Genomic DNA, 16,148 nt, shown 5'->3' with positions numbered 1-16,148 from the left:
CGCTCAGCCCGCGAGGGTGTCGGCCTTCGAGAGTTTGTCGGTCGGTTCCGCCGCGCGGCCACGGGAGTGGCTGACGAACAGGGCCGAGGCGACGACGCCGATGAGGAGGATGCAGGCGGGGAGCAGCATCGATTCGGCGAGTGCGGAACTGAAGGCGTCCTTGACGAATTCCGGTATGGCGCCCTGACCCGCGCCGCCTTCGGCGACCTTGCCGCCGCCGAGTCCGTTGGCGCTCATGCGGGAGGCGATGAGTGCGCTGATCGCGGCGCTGCCGAGGACCGAACCCACCTGGCGGGTGGTGTTGTAGATACCCGCGCCCGCACCGGCCTGCTGGACCGGCAGGTTGTGGGTCGCCGTCGACGCGAGCGGAGCCCAGATGCAGGCGTTGGCGAAGCCGGCGAGCGCGGCGGCGATGAGGAAGACCGCGATCGGGGAATCCGGTGTCATCAGCGCGGCGAACCAGAAGACGGAGGCCGCGAAGGCGGTGAAGCCGATGGTCGGGACCAGCCGCGGCGGCAGGCGATCGGAGAATTTGCCGATGACCGGGGCGAAGAAACCGGTCACGATCGCCATCGGCGCGAACACCAGGGCGGATTTGGTCGGCGACATCTCGCGGACGGCTTGCAGGTAGAAGTAGGCGGGCACCATCAGCGCGGTGATGGCCGCGCCCATGGCGGCGATGGCGAGATTCGACAGCGCGAAATTGCGGTCCTTGAACAGGCTCAGCGGCAGCAACGGCTCACCGCGGTTGCGGGCCTGGTTCCAGATGAACGCGGCGAGTACGAGCACACCCGCGCCGATCATCAGCCAGATACCCACCGACCAGTCGTAGGAATTCCCCTCCTGGATACCGAAGACCAGCAGGAACAGACCGACACCGCTGAGCACGATGCCCGGGATGTCGAATTTGTGGTCGTTGGTCTCCAGCGACGGCACCAGCCAGACGGCCAGCCCGAACGCGATGATGCCGACGGGCACGTTGACGAAGAAGATCCACTCCCAGCCGAGGCTGTCGACGAGCACGCCACCCAGAATCGGGCCGACCAGTGTCGCGAGACCCGCGACGCCGCCCCACAGGCCCATCGCCGCGCCACGACGATCCGGCGGGAACGTCCTGGTGATGACGGCCATCGTCTGCGGGGTCATCAGCGCCGCGCCGAGTCCCTGCACCGCGCGGGCCGCGATCAGCATGCCGATGGTGCCGGAAAGACCGCACCACAGCGACGCGGCGGTGAAGACGGCGAGACCGATGAGGTAGATGTTCTTGGGGCCGTAGCGGTCGCCGAGCCTGCCGGTCACCAGCAGTGGCACGGCGTAGGTCAGCAGGTAGGCGCTGGTCACCCAGATCACCGAGGAGACATCGGCTCCCAGGTCTTCCATGATCGCCGGGTTCGCGACGGCGACGATGGTCATATCGAGCAGGATCATGAAGAAGCCGACGACCAGCGCGGTGAGCGCCAGCCACGGATTACGTTGGGTGGTCATAGGTTCGGTTCCATTTCTCGGAAGCTTCGAAGGTTGGTGAGCGATCGGGGCCCGGCGTGCCGGACTCCGTCGCGAGATCACGGGGAGGCCGCGGCGGCGCGGCGGGGTACGGGCGCACGCTCGGTATTCCCGGCGTCGGCCCACGGATGTTCCGGTCCGGCGATCCTCGCGCCGGTTTCCGGGTCGAATCGCTCCCACTCCAGCGCGCCGCTGCCGAGTTCGGCGAGGAAGCCGTCGATCCACGCGATCTCCGCGCCGACGGTCGCGCGCAGATACGGCAGCACGATCCAGTACCGACGCGGGACCTGGTGTCTGGTGGCCCAGTCCGTCATGCGGTCGAAATCCTCGATATCGGCGCGCAGATGCCGTAGCCGTTCCTGGAGCAGGGCGGTGACGTCGGCGGCGGGCAGATTGTGCGCCTCCGCCAGCGCGAGCGGGAACATCGGATATTCGGCGTGCGGGTACCGGATGACCTCGGCGACCTTGTTCCGCAGCGCCTGTTCACCGAGTTCGGTGATGCGATAGGTGGTGCGTTCGGGACGATTACCCGACCGGTCGACGCCTTCGGCACGCACCAATTCGTGCTCGGCCAGTCGCGCGACCGTGTGATAGAGCGATCCCGGGCGGACCTTGACCAATAGGTCTTCGCCACGACTGATCAGCAGCTGATACATCTCGTACGGATGCATGGGCCGCTCCGCCAGCAGAGCCAGCACGGCGACCGCGAGCGCGGTCACCCCGGGACGCGCCTGTTGTCCCATTCCTTCCCCTCTCCGTGGTCGAGCGTGGCACCGGCGATCCGCGGCCGGTATATCCCACGCCAAATACTCCACACGGAATATACGGTCCGGAGCATCGGGGTGGCAAGGGGGTTCCGCGCACACGATCCGTGATGGAAATGCCTCGTAGAGGCCCGAAATGACGGTATTGCGAAGATCAGAGGGCGTGCTCGTCCAGCCAATCGCGCGCCGCGGTCGCGGCGGAGGTTCCGGCGCGGACCTTCAGGATCAGGTCGACCAGATCCTCGGTGGTCAGCTCACCCGCGACGTAGTTCAGTTTCTCCAGGCGACGGTCATCGAGCATGCCCTTGCGGAAGATCGGGAGCACGTTCTGCGCGGGGAGCGCGTAATCCTCATCGGTGAGGATCGCGAGGCCATCGGCTCCGCCGGGGGTCAGAGCGGGCGGGCCGGAGAGGACGCCGACCGGCGAACCGCCGTCCAGCAAGGCGTTTCGCAACGTCGCCGCGTCGGGCAGTGGGCGTTCTCGGGCGAAGTCGCATCCGGCGATCGAGAGTCGCGCGGACGACGCGCGCAGAATGTCGGGGGCGGGGGCGATTCCGGCTTCCCACTCGCCGCAGCGCGGGCCGATGTCGGCGATCGAACGCAGGTCCTCTCGGTCGGCGACCTCGGCGGGCAGTAGGACGCGCGGCCGCATATCGGTCCCGTCGGCCGGATCGGCGACGACGATGCCCTCCGGCAGCGCCCGATTCAACGCGACGGTCACCTGCTGCGGAGTTCGGGCGGTCGTGGCGGAATCCAGGTAGGCCAGCAGTTCTCCGCTGTGTTCGCCGACGAGACCGATCCGGCCCGCGTCGAGTGCGGCGAGATAGTCGGGCCGCGCTCCGAGCTGTGGCAGCACCGCGACGGTGAGTCCGGTGCGCGCGAGCGCGCCCGCGTAGATCTCGGCGAGCACCCGGGATTCCACCGAATCTCCCGCGCCGACAACGAATGCCGAACGCGCGTCGTCGCTGCCGCACGATACTGCGGTGACAGCGGCCGTGACCAGCAACAACCGTGCCAGCATCCGCTTCGACGCGGCCAGCAACATCCGACGACACCAACTCTCCGAAGTCGACAGAGCCGACACAAAGGCTCAGTAGCGGGCAGTATGGACAACCAGAATGTACCGGTGGCCGTCGTCATCCGGCCGCTCGCATAGCTCGCTCTGCCGGAAGGACCCCAGTGGATACCACATCGACCCCCGATGCCGCGCGGCACCGGCGCTCGGCGCTGCGCTTGGCCTTGCGCGCCACCCGATTCCTGATCGCCGCCGCGGCATTGGCGACGGCCATGATCCTGTCGGCCTGCGGTGATTCCGATCCACTGGCCGCCGACGGCGATTGCTCGGGCGACACCGTCGTCGTGGGGTCGGCGAATTTCCCCGAATCGGAGACCGTCGCCGAGATCTACGCGGAAGTGCTGCGCGTCAACGGTTTCACCGTCGAAACCCGGCTGAATATCGGCAGCCGCGAGGCCTACATCCCGGCGCTGCGCCAGTGCGCGATCTCGGTGATCCCGGAGTACACCGGCAACCTGCTGCAATACCTGGACAAGAACGCGACGGCGACCAGCGCCGCCGACGTCGATGCCGCGCTGGTCACCGCCCTCGGTTCCGATCTCGTCATCGGCACCCCGGCCCAGGCCCAGGATTCCGACGCCGTCGTCGTCACCAAGGCCACCGCCGACCGCTGGAATCTGCGCACCATCGCCGATCTCGCGCCCCATTCGGCCGAGGTGAAATTCGGCGCTCCCGCGGAATTCCAGGAGCGCGCGGGCGGACTGCCCGGATTGAAGAAGAACTACGGACTCGACATCGCCGCGAACAATTTCGTGCCGATCGCCGACGGCGGCGGTCCCGCGACGGTCCGAGCCCTGGTCGAGGGACAGGTGACCGCGGCCGATATCTTCACCACCTCGCCCGCCATCACCCAGAACAACCTGGTGGTGCTCCAGGATCCGAAGAACAATTTCCCCGCGCAGAACGTGGTGCCGCTGTTCAACGCGGCGAAGAAATCCGATAGGGCGCTCGCCGCGCTGAACGCCGTCTCCGCGAAATTGACGACGCAGGAACTGCTCGCGTTGAACGAAGCCGTTTCGGGGACGAGCAAGACCGAACCGAAAGCGGCGGCCGTGGCGTGGGTGAACGCCATGGGACTGAACAAGCCCCTCGGCTAGTCGGCTCGAGCACTGAAATACAGGATTACCAGGAGATACCGTTTGTCCGATATCGAATTTCGCGGTATCAGCAAGATCTATCCGGACGGCACCCTTGCCGTCGGCGATCTCGACCTGAATATCGAATCGGGTTCGCTCACCGTGTTCGTCGGTCCCTCCGGCTGTGGCAAGACCACGTCGATGCGGATGATCAACAGGATGATCACGCCGACCTCGGGGGCGATCACCGTCGACGGCGTCGATATCTCGACGGTGGATCCGGTGACATTGCGCCGCGGGATCGGATATGTGATCCAGAGCGGCGGGCTGCTGCCGCATCGCACGGTGCTCGACAATGTCGCGACGGTCCCCGTTCTTCGCGGTGCTTCACGCAGGGCCGCGAGGGCCGCCGCGCTGGAGGTGCTCGACCGGGTCGGGCTGGATCGCGCTCTGGCGCAGCGGTATCCGGCGCAGTTGTCGGGTGGGCAACAGCAGCGGGTCGGGGTGGCGCGGGCATTGGCCGCCGATCCGCCGATCCTGCTGATGGACGAGCCGTTCAGCGCGGTCGATCCGGTGGTGCGGGCGGAACTCCAGGGCGAAATGCGAAGACTACAGGCCGAATTGCGCAAGACGATCGTGTTCGTCACCCACGATATCGACGAGGCGATCACCCTGGGCGATCGCCTCGCGGTCTTCGGTCGCGGTGGCGTCCTCCAGCAGTACGACACTCCGCGACATGTACTCGCACGGCCCGCAACGGATTTCGTCGCGGAATTCGTCGGGCGCGACCGTGGCTATCGCGGCCTGTCGTTCCGAACCGCCGCACACGTTCCCGTACACGAGATCCGGACCGCACGCGCCGACGAGGTGGCGGACCTGCGGCCCGCACCGGGCGAATGGGTGCTGGTGGTCGACGCGGCGGACCGGCCGTCCGGGTGGGTCGATATCGCCGGTGCGGCGTCGGTGCGCGCCGGAACCTCTCTCGCCGAGAGCATGTCGGCGGGCGGTTCGTTGTTCGCTCCCGGCGCGGATCTGCGCCAGGCGATGGACGCGGCCATCTCCTCGCCGTCGGGAATCGGTGTGGCGGTGGATGATTCCGGCGCGGTGCGGGGTGGCGTGCGGGCGAGCGACGTCGTCCGAGTACTGGCCGAACAGCGGTCTGTCGAGGACGCCGAACGCCACGGCCTCTCCCCCGACGGCGCCGGATGAGCACGGTCAGAGGTGTTCGATGCGCTATCTGATCGACAATTTCTCCGTCGTCATGGGATTCACCCGAACCCACGTGTATCTGGCGCTGGTGCCGTTGGTGATCGGATCGGTGATCGCGATTCCGGTCGGCGCGTCCGTTCGTCGAGTGCGTTGGCTGCGCCGGGTCACCGTGACCGTGGCGAGTCTGGCCTACACGGTGCCGTCGCTGGCCCTGTTCGTCATCATCCCGCCGCTGGTCGGCATCTCGACGATCGATCCGCTCACGGTGATCATCGCCCTGTCGGTGTATTCGACCGCGCTGCTGGTGATCGCGGTTCCGGCCGCCCTCGATTCGGTGGCAGCCGATGTCATCGACGCCGCCGACGCCATCGGCTACGGTCCGCTGCGTCGCACCCTCACCGTCGATATGCCGCTGGCCGTGCCGGTTTTCGTCTCGAGTATGCGGGTCGTCGTGGTCAGCAATATCGCGATGGTGTCGGTGGGCGCGCTGATCGGGGTCGGCGGGCTCGGCAAACTGTTCACCCAGGGCTATCAGCGCGACTATCCCGACGAGATCGTCGCGGGCATCATCGTGACGCTCGCGCTCGCGCTGATCTTCGACCGCGCGGTCTATGCCCTCGGTCGTCTCGCCACGCCGTGGACGCGCGGGGGCGGACGCACCGCGAAGGGCGGCGGCACATGAGTCTGTTTCTCGACGCATGGACCTATCTCACCGACGGCGCGAACTGGGGCGGTCCGGCGGGCATCGGAACCAGGATCGCGCAACATCTCTGGTACAGCGCTCTCGCGGTCGCAGCCTCGGCCGTGGTGGCGGTGCCGCTGGGACTGGTGATCGGGCATACCGGTCGGGGCGCGGCGCTGATCGTCGGCTTCGCGAATTCGATGCGCGCGCTGCCGACCCTCGGACTGCTCACCTTTCTGGTGCTGCTGCTCGGGCTCGGCCTGATCCCGCCGCTGCTGGCCCTGGTCACCGTCGGCATCCCGCCGTTGCTCGCGGGCACCTACGCGGGTATCGCGAATGTGCCCGACGACGTGGTCGACGCCTCGCGCGCGGTCGGCATGACCGAACGCCAGATCCTGTTCCGCGTCGAGATCCCCAATGCCATGCCGATTCTGCTCACCGGCCTGCGTGGGGCGACGTTGCAGGTGGTCGCCACCGCGACCATCGCCGCCTACGTCGACCTCGGCGGTCTCGGGCGCTACATCTTCGACGGTATCGGCCTGTACCGCTACGACCGCGTGCTGGTCGGCGCGATCCTCGTCGCGGTACTGGCCATGGCGCTCGACGGCATCCTGGCCCTCGCGGTGTGGGTGAGCGCGCCGGGCACCGGTCGTCTGCGTCGTGGACTCGCGCCGATCACAGTGGCGAATTCGATCCGGCCCACTTCGTAGGGAGGCCGATCCGCACCGGAAGCGGGAGCGTCCCGGTCCGAATTCGGACCGGGACGCTCCCGTGGAGATTCGAACCGCCTACGCGACGCCCTCGGCGCGAGCCGCGTTCGCCACCGCTTCGGCGACGGCGGGCGCGACACGGGGGTCGAGCGGGCTCGGGACGATCTTTTCCGGGCCGAGCTCGTCGGCGACGACGCTCAGGATGGCGTCCGCGGCGGCGATCTTCATACCCTCGGTGATCCGGCGGGCGCCCGCGTCGAGCGCGCCCTTGAACACACCGGGGAAGGCGAGGACGTTGTTGATCTGGTTCGGGAAATCGCTGCGGCCGGTGGCCACGATCGCGGCGTACTTGCGCGCCACCTCGGGGTGGATCTCCGGATCCGGGTTGGACATCGCGAAGACGATCGACTCCGGGGCCATCGAGGCGATGAGCTCCTCGGCGATCAAACCGGCGGACAGACCGAGGAACACGTCCGCGCCTGCCAGGGCCTCGGCCGCGCCACCGTTGAGACCGCGCGGGTTGGTGCGCTGGGCCAGTTCGGACTTGACCTCGTTGAGGTCGGTGCGCTCCCGGCTCACGATGCCGCGCGAGTCGAGGACCGTCACGTCCTTCACGCCCGCGGCGAGCATGATGTTGGTGCACGCGACGCCCGCCGCGCCCGCACCGGAGACGACGACCTTGAGTCCGTCGATGGCGCGACCCTGGACCCTGGCCGCGCCGTTGAGCGCGGCGAGCACCACGATGGCGGTGCCGTGCTGGTCGTCGTGCATGACGGGGCAGTCGAGCGCCTCGATGACGCGCCGCTCGATCTCGAAGCAACGCGGAGCCGAGATGTCCTCGAGGTTCACCGCGCCGAAGCTCGGGCGCAGGCGGATCAGCGTCTCGACGATCTCGTCGACATCCTTGGTGTCGAGCACGATCGGGATCGAGTTCAGGCCTGCGAACTTCTTGAACAGCGCGGCCTTGCCCTCCATGACCGGAAGCGAGGCGCGCGGGCCGATGTCGCCGAGTCCGAGAACCGCGGTGCCGTCGCTGACGACGACGACCAGGCGGTCGGTCCAGGTGTACTGCTTGGCCATCGACTCGTCTTCGGCGATGGCCCGGCTGACCTGCGCGACGCCGGGGGTGTAGGCGATCGAGAGGTCGCGCTGGGTCTCCAGCGGAGCTGACAGCTCGACCGAGAGTTTGCCGCCGAGGTGGCCCGCGAAAATCTCTTCCGACGTGATCGAGGAAAGGGAGGCCGGATCTTCGGTGCGGTTCACCGCGGTGGCATTCGGTGCGTCAGTCACAGGTGACACGATTTCACTCCTGCTCGGGTCGGGCTCAACCGGGGGACGGTTACCGCCGGGTACTGAGGTGATAAATGATTCGAACCGCTCATCGAGTGCTCCGGTCGATCAGTTTCGCATTCCGATCGCGCGCAGGGAACCTGCAGCAGGATATCGAATTCGCGGTGCGTCGCTGATCCGCGAAGCGGAGCCGGAGGGTGTTCCGGGCGGATATGCGGTGCGATCCTCGGGGCGCCGCGGTGCGCGGCGGAGAAGATCGTCATCGTTCCCTGACCCGGCGGTGGCAAGGGCGGGAATCCGCAATATTCTGCCAGCCTCGACGACGACTTGCCAAACCGGTGTGTGCTATACCGGTCGCGCGTCATATTCCGAGGGTAGGGCCCGGGAATTACCCCGAGGTAAGGGGAAACTCGCACCCCGGCGAACAGGGTCTGTGAGGAGACGCAGCGCACCCGGACCGGCGCGGTGAGCCGACCGGTCGGCGCGGGCGTCGACCATATCGGAGGCGCGCTCACAGGGGTAGCGGATCCGCCACGCCGCCACGGTGTCCGTCGGCGGGTTCCTCGGCGACGGGCCGAGCGGGCGGATGTGCGGCCAGGACCGATTCCTGACCGGCGAGCGGCCGGGCGGACGGTTCGGCGACCTGGACGTCGACGGGCTCGCGCGGCAAGACGGCGAGCACCGATTCCTGCCCCGCGATCCTGCGGACGTCGGCGGCGGTGAGCTGGTCCGAATCGTCGCGCGTGTCGGGGCTCTCGGCGCCGGTGGACCGTTCGCCTGCGCCGACCCGACTCCACGGCCGGGTCTCCGGACGCACCCAGACCTCGTCGAGACCGCCGGACATCAGCCGCACCCGCCAATCGGCGTCGGGGCCGGGGTGGTCGGTGCGGCGATGCATACCCCTGGTCTCGGTGCGGGCCAGCGCGCTGTATTTGGTCCAGCGCGCCACCGCGAGCAGCGCGGCGGCCTGCCTGGCGCGCAGCCGACCGGCACCGCGTCCGCCGAGATCGAATTCGGCGCCTGGCCACATCCCGTCCAGTTCCCCGATGCTGTCGCGCAGGCTGCCCGCGCTGCGCCAATAGCTGCGTCGCAACGGCAAGGTGTGTTCCTGCACCAGACCGACCACCGCGCGCGGATCGACGCGCGGCCGATCGTGCAGTCCCGCGCCGGGCACCGGATTCGCGGCCCTGGGTATCCCCCTGGCGACGGCGAATCGGGCCGCGCTCGCACCGGCCCAGACGCCGGAGGCGAGCGCCCACGCGCCGCCCTGTCCGCCGAATCCGCTGACCGCGCCGGTGATGGCTTCCCTGGTGGTGACGTCACCGGCTCCGTACAGGCCGGAAACCGTGGTCGCGCAATCGGTTCCGGTGATGTGCAGGCCGCCGGTGCCGCGCACGGTGCCCTCCAGTACCGCCCGCAGCGGAATCCGCCGGGACCGGTCGACCACGCCTTGGCGCGACAGCCAGATCCCCACGACTTCGGGCAGATCTTCGACGGCGGCGTAGACGCGCCTGCCCGCGGCGAGCGCGGCGAACGCGTCGGTTCCGAGGTCGGCGAGGTCGGCGCCGGATTCGTCGTACACCGTGGGGAAATGCGCGGCCAGTCCCGGCGCCGAACTCGAATGTCGTGCGACCGTGGGCAGACTCAGGGCCGGGGCCAGGCCGTAGGCGCTGGAGAACTCCATCCCGGACAGTTCGGCGCCCGCTTCCACCGCGAGCAGCAGTCCGTCACCGGTGTCGACATCGGTGCCGGGTCCGCCGGACAGGAAGGCGCAACCGCCGGTGGCGACGACGACCGCGCCCGCGCGCACGGTCCACGGCAGATACCGGTTGTGCGGTTGCAGGCCGGTCGCGCCCGAGACGACACCGTCGGCGTCGGTGAGCAATTGCAGCGCCGGGTGGTGATCGAGAATTCGGACGCCGGCCTCGCGCAGGCGTCGGCGCATCCGGCGCAGATAGCTCGCACCGTCGACGCACACCCGCGAGGACTTGCGGTGGGCGTTGCGATCGGTGCCGGGGAATCGGTAGCCCCAACGCGCCAATTCGTCGATGCGACGATATGTCTCGTCCAGGACCATGTCGATCCACATGGGGTCGCCCAGGTCGCCGCCGTGCGCGCAGGCGCGGCGGACGGCGTCGTCACGGTCGGGGCCGGGCGGCATATTCCAGAGCGCGGTCATGCCGAAGGCGGTGGGACCGCTGGATCCGCAACGGGCCTTGTCGACAAGGATCACCCGCGCGCCGGAGGTGGCGGCCGAGACAGCGGCCCAGGCACCGGCGGGGCCACCGCCGAGAACCAGAACTTCCGCTTCCAGATCAGCCACAAGAAGAAATATTCGGCCACTATTCATCCGGCCGCAACTATTACACGACTATTAGCCCCACCATTGTGTCCAAAGCAATATTCCCGTGACCACGAAAACAACCGCGGAACCGGTAAAGGCAGCGAAACCCCGATGCCGATCCGAAAAAACTTGAGCGACAACGGCCGTCACGGACGCGAGCACATGGCACACGATGGATTCCCCGCCCGGCCCGGGGAAATCGCGCCTGCTCGCGATGAAGGCGGATCCGATCACGACGAGGGCCAGAACGACGGTTCCCGCGGCCACCACGCCGCTGAGCCAGCGAACCACTCTCACCGGACGATCACCGGCACACCCGTGGCCTTACCGACGAGCTCGTCGAACTGCGCCGGATCGGTGGTGAATTCGCCCAGGCGGATGGTCTTGTTCGCACCGTGGTAATCCGACGACCCGGTGGTGAGCAACCCGAGTTCGGCGGCCAGACCCGAGAGCGCCTCCCGATCGGGGGCCGCGTGGTCCGGGTGGTCGACCTCCAGTCCGCCCAGTCCCAGCTCGGCCAGTTCACGGATGTCGTCGACGGCGAGCAGCCGACCGCGCTTCCTTGCCCTGGTGTGCGCGAGCACACTGACCCCGCCCGCCGACGCGATCATCTCCACCGCGCGACGCAACGGAGTATCGGCCTTGTCGACGTAATACGGGCCGCTCGGCGCGAGCAGCCGGGTGAACGCGGAGCCGACGTCGGGCACCACCCCGGCCTCGACCAACGCCCTGGCCAGATGCGGACGCCCCGCCGACGCACCGGCGGAATCGAGCACCGCGTCCGGATCGATGGGCAGGCCGTCCTCGCGCATCCGTTCGGCCATCGCCCGCAACCGGTCGACGCGTTCGGCGCGCAAACGCTCGCGCTCCTCGGCGAAACCGCGGTCGGCGGGGTCGAAGAGATAGGCGAGCAGGTGCACCGGCACCGGCCAGCCGTCCTCGCCGAGTCCCACGCACGACATCTCCATGCCGCGTACCAGGCTCAACCCGTCGGGTAGCGCCTCCGCCGCTTCGGCCCACCCCGATGTGGTGTCGTGATCGGTGAGGGCGACGACATCCAGGCCGTCCGCCGCCGCTTTCCGCACGAGTTCGGCCGGTGTGTCGGTACCGTCGGACGCGTTCGAATGGGTGTGGAGGTCGATGCGCACGTCTCCAGTCATACAGTGCGCGATCTCCGACGGTTGTGGTCAGGCCCCGACAAGGCGACCCGGTCTCGAGCAGGCCCGTCGCCGATCCCGACGTAGCATCGGCGGGTGCCCTCCATTCCGCCGATGCCGTCGTTCCGCGCTTCCACGCGCGCGGCCCGCACGGCGACACGTTCGGAACTGCCGCGCATCCCGGTCCCGACCGCGCGCGCCATCGTCGACTGCGGCGTCTACGTCGACGGACACCGGCTGCCCGGCCGATTCACCCACCGGGACGCACTGGCGGAAGTGCGCAATCGCGGGGCCGGTTTCGTCTGGGTCGGCCTGCACGATCCCGACGACGCCCAGATGGGCGATATCGCCGAGACATTCGGTCTGCACGCCCTCGCCGTCGAGGACGCGGTCCGGGCGCATCAGCGGCCCAAACTGGAGCGCTACGACGACACCCTGGTACTGGTGATGCGCACCGTCGCCTATGTCGAACACGAATTGCACAGCGTCAGCGAGATCGTCGAGACCGGCGAGATCATGGTGTTCGCCGCCGCCGATTTCGTGGTGACGGTCCGGCACGGCGAGCATTCCGGGCTGGCCTCGGTGCGGCAGCGCCTGGAGGCCGACGCGACCATGCTCATGTACGGCCCCGGCGCGGTGCTGCACGGCATCGCCGACTACGTGGTCGACAACTACATCGATGTCGCGGCCTCGGTCGAACTGGATATCGACGCGATGGAGGAAGAGGTCTTCACCCCGCGCAGCCAGGTCGCCATCGAATCGATCTATCAGCTCAAACGCGAAGTGGTCGAATTGCGCCGCGCGGTGAATCCGCTGGCGATTCCGCTCCAGTTGCTCGGCCACAAATCCGATCTCCCGCTGCCCAAGGAGATCAGGCGCTATATGCGCGATGTCGCCGACCACCACACCAGCGTGGCCGAGCACATCACCGATTTCGACGGCTCGCTCAGCGCGTTGATCAGCGCGGCGCTGGCCAAGATCGGCGTCCAGCAGAACACCGATATGCGCAAGATCTCGGCCTATGTCGCCATCGCGGCGGTGCCGACGATGTTCGCGGGCATCTACGGCATGAATTTCGACCATATGCCGGAACTTCGGTGGACCTATGGATACCCGCTGGTCATCGGCGTCATCGCCTCCATATGCACGGTGCTGCTCGTGCTGTTCCGGCACAACCACTGGCTCTGAGCGATCCGCGCGACTACAGGGTGGCCGCCCCGCGCGCCGGATCGTGCACGTCGATCCCGGCCTCGCCCCAGGCGTCACGCAGTGCGCTCGCCCCGCGCACCCGGACCCACGCCGCTTCGGTCGCCGTCACCGGCGTGACCGTGAGATAGCGGACCGGGTCGGCCGGTTCGGGCAGCACGACCTCCGGGATATCGCTGTCACCGAGCAGGACGGCGGTGAAATTCGCACCCGTCCACATCGGCTCACCCAGATCCAGCAGCGCGTCGGGTTGCAGTACGACGCCTTCCACGGCGGGCGTGGCGACCAGGACCCCGAGCGCGCGCACGAGTCCCGCGGTCTCGCCGATTCCGGCACGCAGGGACAGGACGAGTTCGGCGCGTGGTCCACGCACCGGATCCGCCAGCAGGTCACCGGGATCACCCATCGGATGACGTGAGCCGCCGAGAGTGACGAAACGCACCAGATCGCCGTCGTGGATGCGCAGGATCTCGATGGCCTCCAGCCCGAGGAAGGTCACCGAGGCCGAGTCGACCCCGGCGGCGGCGACGCCGTAGTGGTCGAGCACTCCGGCGCGGACCCTGTCGACTACTTCCATCCGTCAGATCGCCAGCCTGGCGAGCATGTCGCGCGCCTGCTCGGCCGATTTCGGATCGCACAGCACGTCGTAACGGCCCGCGACCAACTGCATGGTCGAGGCGAAATCGCGCTGCCCCTTGGTCGCCGCGTACGGGATCGAGGTGGTGATGACGCCGAAGATGATGCCGCCGACCAGACCGACCAGCAGCGGCCCGAACGCGCCACCGGTGGTGAACAGGCTCAGCAACAGACCGAGGAACAGGCCGAGCCACGCGCCGCTCACCACGCCGCCGCCGATGACCTTGCCCCACGTCAACCGGTAGAGCACCCGTTCGACCTGCATCAGGTCGACGCCGACGATCGTCACGTCCTGCACCGGGAATTGATTGTCGGCCAGGTAGTCGACAGCCTTCTGCGCCTCGGCGTAGGTCGGATAGGAGCCGACCGGCCAACCCGACGGTGGGGTGGGGAGACCCTGCCGGGCGCGGCTGGAGCCTCCTAGAGGATTCGTCATATCACCATTCTGCTATCACGCCGGGATTTCCGGGGATGTGAAACGCGTGTTCTTGTCGTCCGTGGCGTGGCGGGTGCGCTCGCCCGCGAACCTCTAGCCTGACAGCCATGGCAGCAACCAGGGTTTACGTCGCCAGGCTGGCCGGCCTGGTGGTGCTGGGACCGGACGGCGAGTCCATCGGCCGTATCCGCGATGTCGTCGTGGCCATCCGTTACGACCGCCAGCAGCCCCGGGTGCACGGCCTCGTCGTCGAACTGCCGAGCCGCAGGCGGATTTTCGTGCCCATGCTGCGGGTGACCGCGATCGAGCCCGGCGTTGTCACCTTGAACACCGGAACCGTGAGCCTGCGCCGCTTCGCGCAGCGACCGGGTGAACTGCTCGCCATCGCGCAGATCGTGGATTCGGCCGTCCGGGTGGACGATCCGGACCTGCCCGACCTGGTCGACATCGACGTGTTCGTGGTGGATCTGGGGATCGAGCAGACCAGGACGCGGGATTGGCGGGTCTCTCGGGTCGCGGTGCGCGGGCACCGGCGCATCGGGCGCAGGCGGACCGTGCACGTCGTCGACTGGTCACGCGTGTCCGGTCTGACGCCGTACGAGATCGGCAGACCGGGCCAGGACGTGACGACACTGCTGGAACAGTTCGAGGGCCTGCGCGCCGCCGACGTCGCCCATCTGCTGCGCGAGTTGCCGGAGAAGCGCCGGATCGAGGTCGCCGAGGCACTCGACGACGAACGCCTCGCCGACGTCGTCCAGGAATTGCCCGACGACGACCAGATCGACCTGCTCGGCCACCTCGAGGTGCGCAGGGCCGCCGATGTCCTGGAGGCGATGGATCCCGACGACGCCGCCGACCTGCTCGGCGAACTCTCCACCGGCGAACGCGAATCGCTGCTCGCCCTGATGGATCCGGAGGAATCCGAACCGGTCCGGCGGCTGCTGCAACACTCGCCCGATACCGCGGGCGGTCTGATGACCCCCAAGCCGGTGATCCTGACACCGTCGACGACGGTCGCCGAAGCGCTGGCCCGGGTCCGCAATCCCGATCTGACCCCGGCGCTGGCGTCGATGGTCTTCGTGGTCCGCCCACCGACCGCGACGCCGACCGGACGCTATCTGGGCTGTGTCCACCTCCAGCAGTTGCTGCGCGAACCACCGGCGCACCTGGTCGGCGGAATACTCGACAGCGATCTGTCACCGTTGCGCGTCGAGGTGCCGCTGTCGGCGGTGACCCGCTATTTCGCCACCTACAACCTGGTGTGCGGCCCGGTGGTCGACGCGGAGAGTCATCTGCTCGGCGCCGTCACCGTGGACGACGTACTCGATCACCTGCTGCCGGAGGACTGGCGCGAGCAGGAGGAATCACACGAAGGGGTGCCAGGGCATGAGTGAGAAGAGCCCGGCGAGGCTGCGGCTGGAGACACCGCTGGAAACCCGCTTCCGGATCGACTGGGATGCCGAGGCGCTGGCCCGCAGCAGTGAGCGGGTGGCCCGATTCCTCGGCACCGGACGCTATCTGGCGATGCAGACCGTTGTCGTCATCGTCTGGATCCTGATCAACATCTTCGTGGTGGCGCTGCGCTGGGATCCCTATCCGTTCATCCTGCTCAATCTGGCCTTCTCCACCCAGGCCGCCTACGCCGCCCCGCTGATCCTGCTGGCCCAGAATCGCCAGGACAACCGGGACCGGGTCGCACTCGAAGAGGACAGGTCCAGGGCGACCCAGACCAAGGCGGATACCGAATTCCTCGCTCGCGAACTCGCGGCGCTGCGGATCGCGGTCGGCGAAGTGGCGACACGCGACTATCTGCGCCGCGAACTCGAGGAGATGAAAGAGGTGCTCGACCGAATCGATGCCGCGGCGTCACCGGATCGTGCGCACGATATCAACAAGACATCGAAGGCGCGTCGCAAGAAAACCTCCGGTCAGAAGCAGGGAGGTGACCCGATTCCGCCGCAGCCAACCGATCCATGACCGGAAATGCTCAACAACCACTTGACCCATGGGTAACCTGGAGAACGTTGTCCCGAGCGGGTCGGATGCGAAATGTCCCGGAC

General features: G+C 68.0%; 15 protein-coding genes. 7 read left to right on the top strand and 8 right to left on the bottom strand.

Translation table 11 applies throughout. The features are described 5' to 3' along the window. Positions 1-3 precede the first annotated feature (3 nt). From JZ792_RS09570 to JZ792_RS09560, 3 genes are all read right to left on the bottom strand, one after another. Positions 4-1,485: a DHA2 family efflux MFS transporter permease subunit gene (locus JZ792_RS09570; protein WP_216909015.1), complete on the bottom strand. Its 1,482-nt coding sequence runs from the start codon at positions 1,483-1,485 to the stop codon at positions 4-6. 77 nt (positions 1,486-1,562) lie between these two features. Continuing rightward, positions 1,563-2,246 carry a PadR family transcriptional regulator gene (locus JZ792_RS09565; RefSeq protein WP_216909013.1) on the bottom strand — a complete coding sequence of 228 codons (684 nt, stop codon included), beginning with the start codon at positions 2,244-2,246 and terminating at the stop codon, positions 1,563-1,565. Between the two features lie 175 nt (positions 2,247-2,421). Then, positions 2,422-3,312, bottom strand: coding sequence for a glycine betaine ABC transporter substrate-binding protein (locus JZ792_RS09560; protein WP_216909011.1), 891 nt, complete (start codon positions 3,310-3,312; stop codon positions 2,422-2,424). Between the two features lie 242 nt (positions 3,313-3,554). On the opposite strand from JZ792_RS09560, the gene JZ792_RS09555 reads away from it, so the two are divergent. From JZ792_RS09555 to JZ792_RS09540, 4 genes are read left to right on the top strand one after another with little or no spacing between them, the layout of a single operon-like run. Beyond that, positions 3,555-4,439, top strand: a complete 885-nt coding sequence (locus JZ792_RS09555) for an ABC transporter substrate-binding protein (RefSeq protein ID WP_216909121.1) — start codon at positions 3,555-3,557, stop codon at positions 4,437-4,439. Positions 4,440-4,481: 42 nt separating this feature from the next. Then, entirely contained in the window at positions 4,482-5,627 is a 1,146-nt protein-coding gene (locus tag JZ792_RS09550) for an ABC transporter ATP-binding protein (protein WP_216909009.1), read from the top strand. 19 nt (positions 5,628-5,646) lie between these two features. Next, the gene (locus JZ792_RS09545; RefSeq protein WP_216909007.1) at positions 5,647-6,309 is read left to right on the top strand and encodes an ABC transporter permease; all 663 of its coding nucleotides are present in this window, start codon (positions 5,647-5,649) and stop codon (positions 6,307-6,309) included. Next, positions 6,306-7,019: an ABC transporter permease gene (locus tag JZ792_RS09540; protein ID WP_216909005.1), complete on the top strand. Its 714-nt coding sequence runs from the start codon at positions 6,306-6,308 to the stop codon at positions 7,017-7,019. Before JZ792_RS09545 ends, JZ792_RS09540 begins: the two co-directional genes overlap by 4 nt. Before the next feature lie 78 nt (positions 7,020-7,097). Here the strand turns inward: JZ792_RS09540 and JZ792_RS09535 are convergent, their stop codons facing one another. The 3 genes from JZ792_RS09535 to JZ792_RS09525 form a co-directional block, all read right to left on the bottom strand. Beyond that, positions 7,098-8,318: an NAD(P)-dependent malic enzyme gene (locus JZ792_RS09535; protein ID WP_438804314.1), complete on the bottom strand. Its 1,221-nt coding sequence runs from the start codon at positions 8,316-8,318 to the stop codon at positions 7,098-7,100. A 502-nt stretch (positions 8,319-8,820) separates the two neighbouring features. After that, entirely contained in the window at positions 8,821-10,632 is a 1,812-nt protein-coding gene (locus JZ792_RS09530; protein ID WP_438804313.1) for an FAD-binding protein, read from the bottom strand. Between the two features lie 314 nt (positions 10,633-10,946). Further along, entirely contained in the window at positions 10,947-11,801 is an 855-nt protein-coding gene (locus tag JZ792_RS09525; protein WP_216909001.1) for a PHP domain-containing protein, read from the bottom strand. 105 nt (positions 11,802-11,906) lie between these two features. Between JZ792_RS09525 and JZ792_RS09520 the strand changes: the two genes are divergently transcribed. Beyond that, positions 11,907-12,998 carry a magnesium and cobalt transport protein CorA gene (locus JZ792_RS09520; RefSeq protein ID WP_308165224.1) on the top strand — a complete coding sequence of 364 codons (1,092 nt, stop codon included), beginning with the start codon at positions 11,907-11,909 and terminating at the stop codon, positions 12,996-12,998. 13 nt (positions 12,999-13,011) lie between these two features. On the opposite strand, the gene JZ792_RS09515 is transcribed toward JZ792_RS09520, so the two are convergent. Together JZ792_RS09515 and JZ792_RS09510 are read right to left on the bottom strand one after the other, a co-directional pair. Beyond that, positions 13,012-13,593: a suppressor of fused domain protein gene (locus JZ792_RS09515; protein WP_216908999.1), complete on the bottom strand. Its 582-nt coding sequence runs from the start codon at positions 13,591-13,593 to the stop codon at positions 13,012-13,014. Between the two features lie 3 nt (positions 13,594-13,596). Beyond that, positions 13,597-14,088, bottom strand: coding sequence for a YflT domain-containing protein (locus JZ792_RS09510; protein WP_109528482.1), 492 nt, complete (start codon positions 14,086-14,088; stop codon positions 13,597-13,599). Between the two features lie 107 nt (positions 14,089-14,195). Between JZ792_RS09510 and JZ792_RS09505 the strand changes: the two genes are divergently transcribed. Further along, positions 14,196-15,482 (top strand): magnesium transporter MgtE N-terminal domain-containing protein, encoded by a 1,287-nt coding sequence (locus tag JZ792_RS09505; RefSeq protein ID WP_216908997.1) that lies wholly within the window; start codon positions 14,196-14,198, stop codon positions 15,480-15,482. After that, on the top strand, positions 15,475-16,065 hold the full coding sequence (locus JZ792_RS09500) for a DUF1003 domain-containing protein (RefSeq protein ID WP_216908980.1): 591 nt from the start codon (positions 15,475-15,477) through the stop codon (positions 16,063-16,065). The genes JZ792_RS09505 and JZ792_RS09500 overlap by 8 nt, the downstream gene beginning before the upstream one ends. Positions 16,066-16,148 lie beyond the last annotated feature (83 nt).

This window comes from Nocardia noduli, from assembly GCF_019038455.1.
In the GTDB taxonomy this organism is placed as follows: Bacteria; Actinomycetota; Actinomycetes; order Mycobacteriales; family Mycobacteriaceae; genus Nocardia; species Nocardia noduli.
The sequence above is the reverse complement of the archived record's forward strand: the minus strand, read 5'-3'. Positions and strand labels throughout refer to the sequence as shown.

Bases quoted from the DNA above. Each gene is read 5' to 3' on its own strand.
- JZ792_RS09560 (WP_216909011.1), bottom strand. From the start codon at position 3,312: ATGTTGCTGGCCGCGTCGAAGCGGATGCTGGCACGGTTGTTGCTGGTC.
- JZ792_RS09515 (WP_216908999.1), bottom strand. From the start codon at position 13,593: ATGGAAGTAGTCGACAGGGTCCGCGCCGGAGTGCTCGACCACTACGGC.
- JZ792_RS09555 (WP_216909121.1), top strand. From the start codon at position 3,555: ATGATCCTGTCGGCCTGCGGTGATTCCGATCCACTGGCCGCCGACGGC.
- JZ792_RS09500 (WP_216908980.1), top strand. From the start codon at position 15,475: ATGAGTGAGAAGAGCCCGGCGAGGCTGCGGCTGGAGACACCGCTGGAA.
- JZ792_RS09505 (WP_216908997.1), top strand. From the start codon at position 14,196: ATGGCAGCAACCAGGGTTTACGTCGCCAGGCTGGCCGGCCTGGTGGTG.
- JZ792_RS09545 (WP_216909007.1), top strand. From the start codon at position 5,647: ATGCGCTATCTGATCGACAATTTCTCCGTCGTCATGGGATTCACCCGA.
- JZ792_RS09565 (WP_216909013.1), bottom strand. From the start codon at position 2,246: ATGGGACAACAGGCGCGTCCCGGGGTGACCGCGCTCGCGGTCGCCGTG.
- JZ792_RS09510 (WP_109528482.1), bottom strand. From the start codon at position 14,088: ATGACGAATCCTCTAGGAGGCTCCAGCCGCGCCCGGCAGGGTCTCCCC.
- JZ792_RS09540 (WP_216909005.1), top strand. From the start codon at position 6,306: ATGAGTCTGTTTCTCGACGCATGGACCTATCTCACCGACGGCGCGAAC.
- JZ792_RS09570 (WP_216909015.1), bottom strand. From the start codon at position 1,485: ATGACCACCCAACGTAATCCGTGGCTGGCGCTCACCGCGCTGGTCGTC.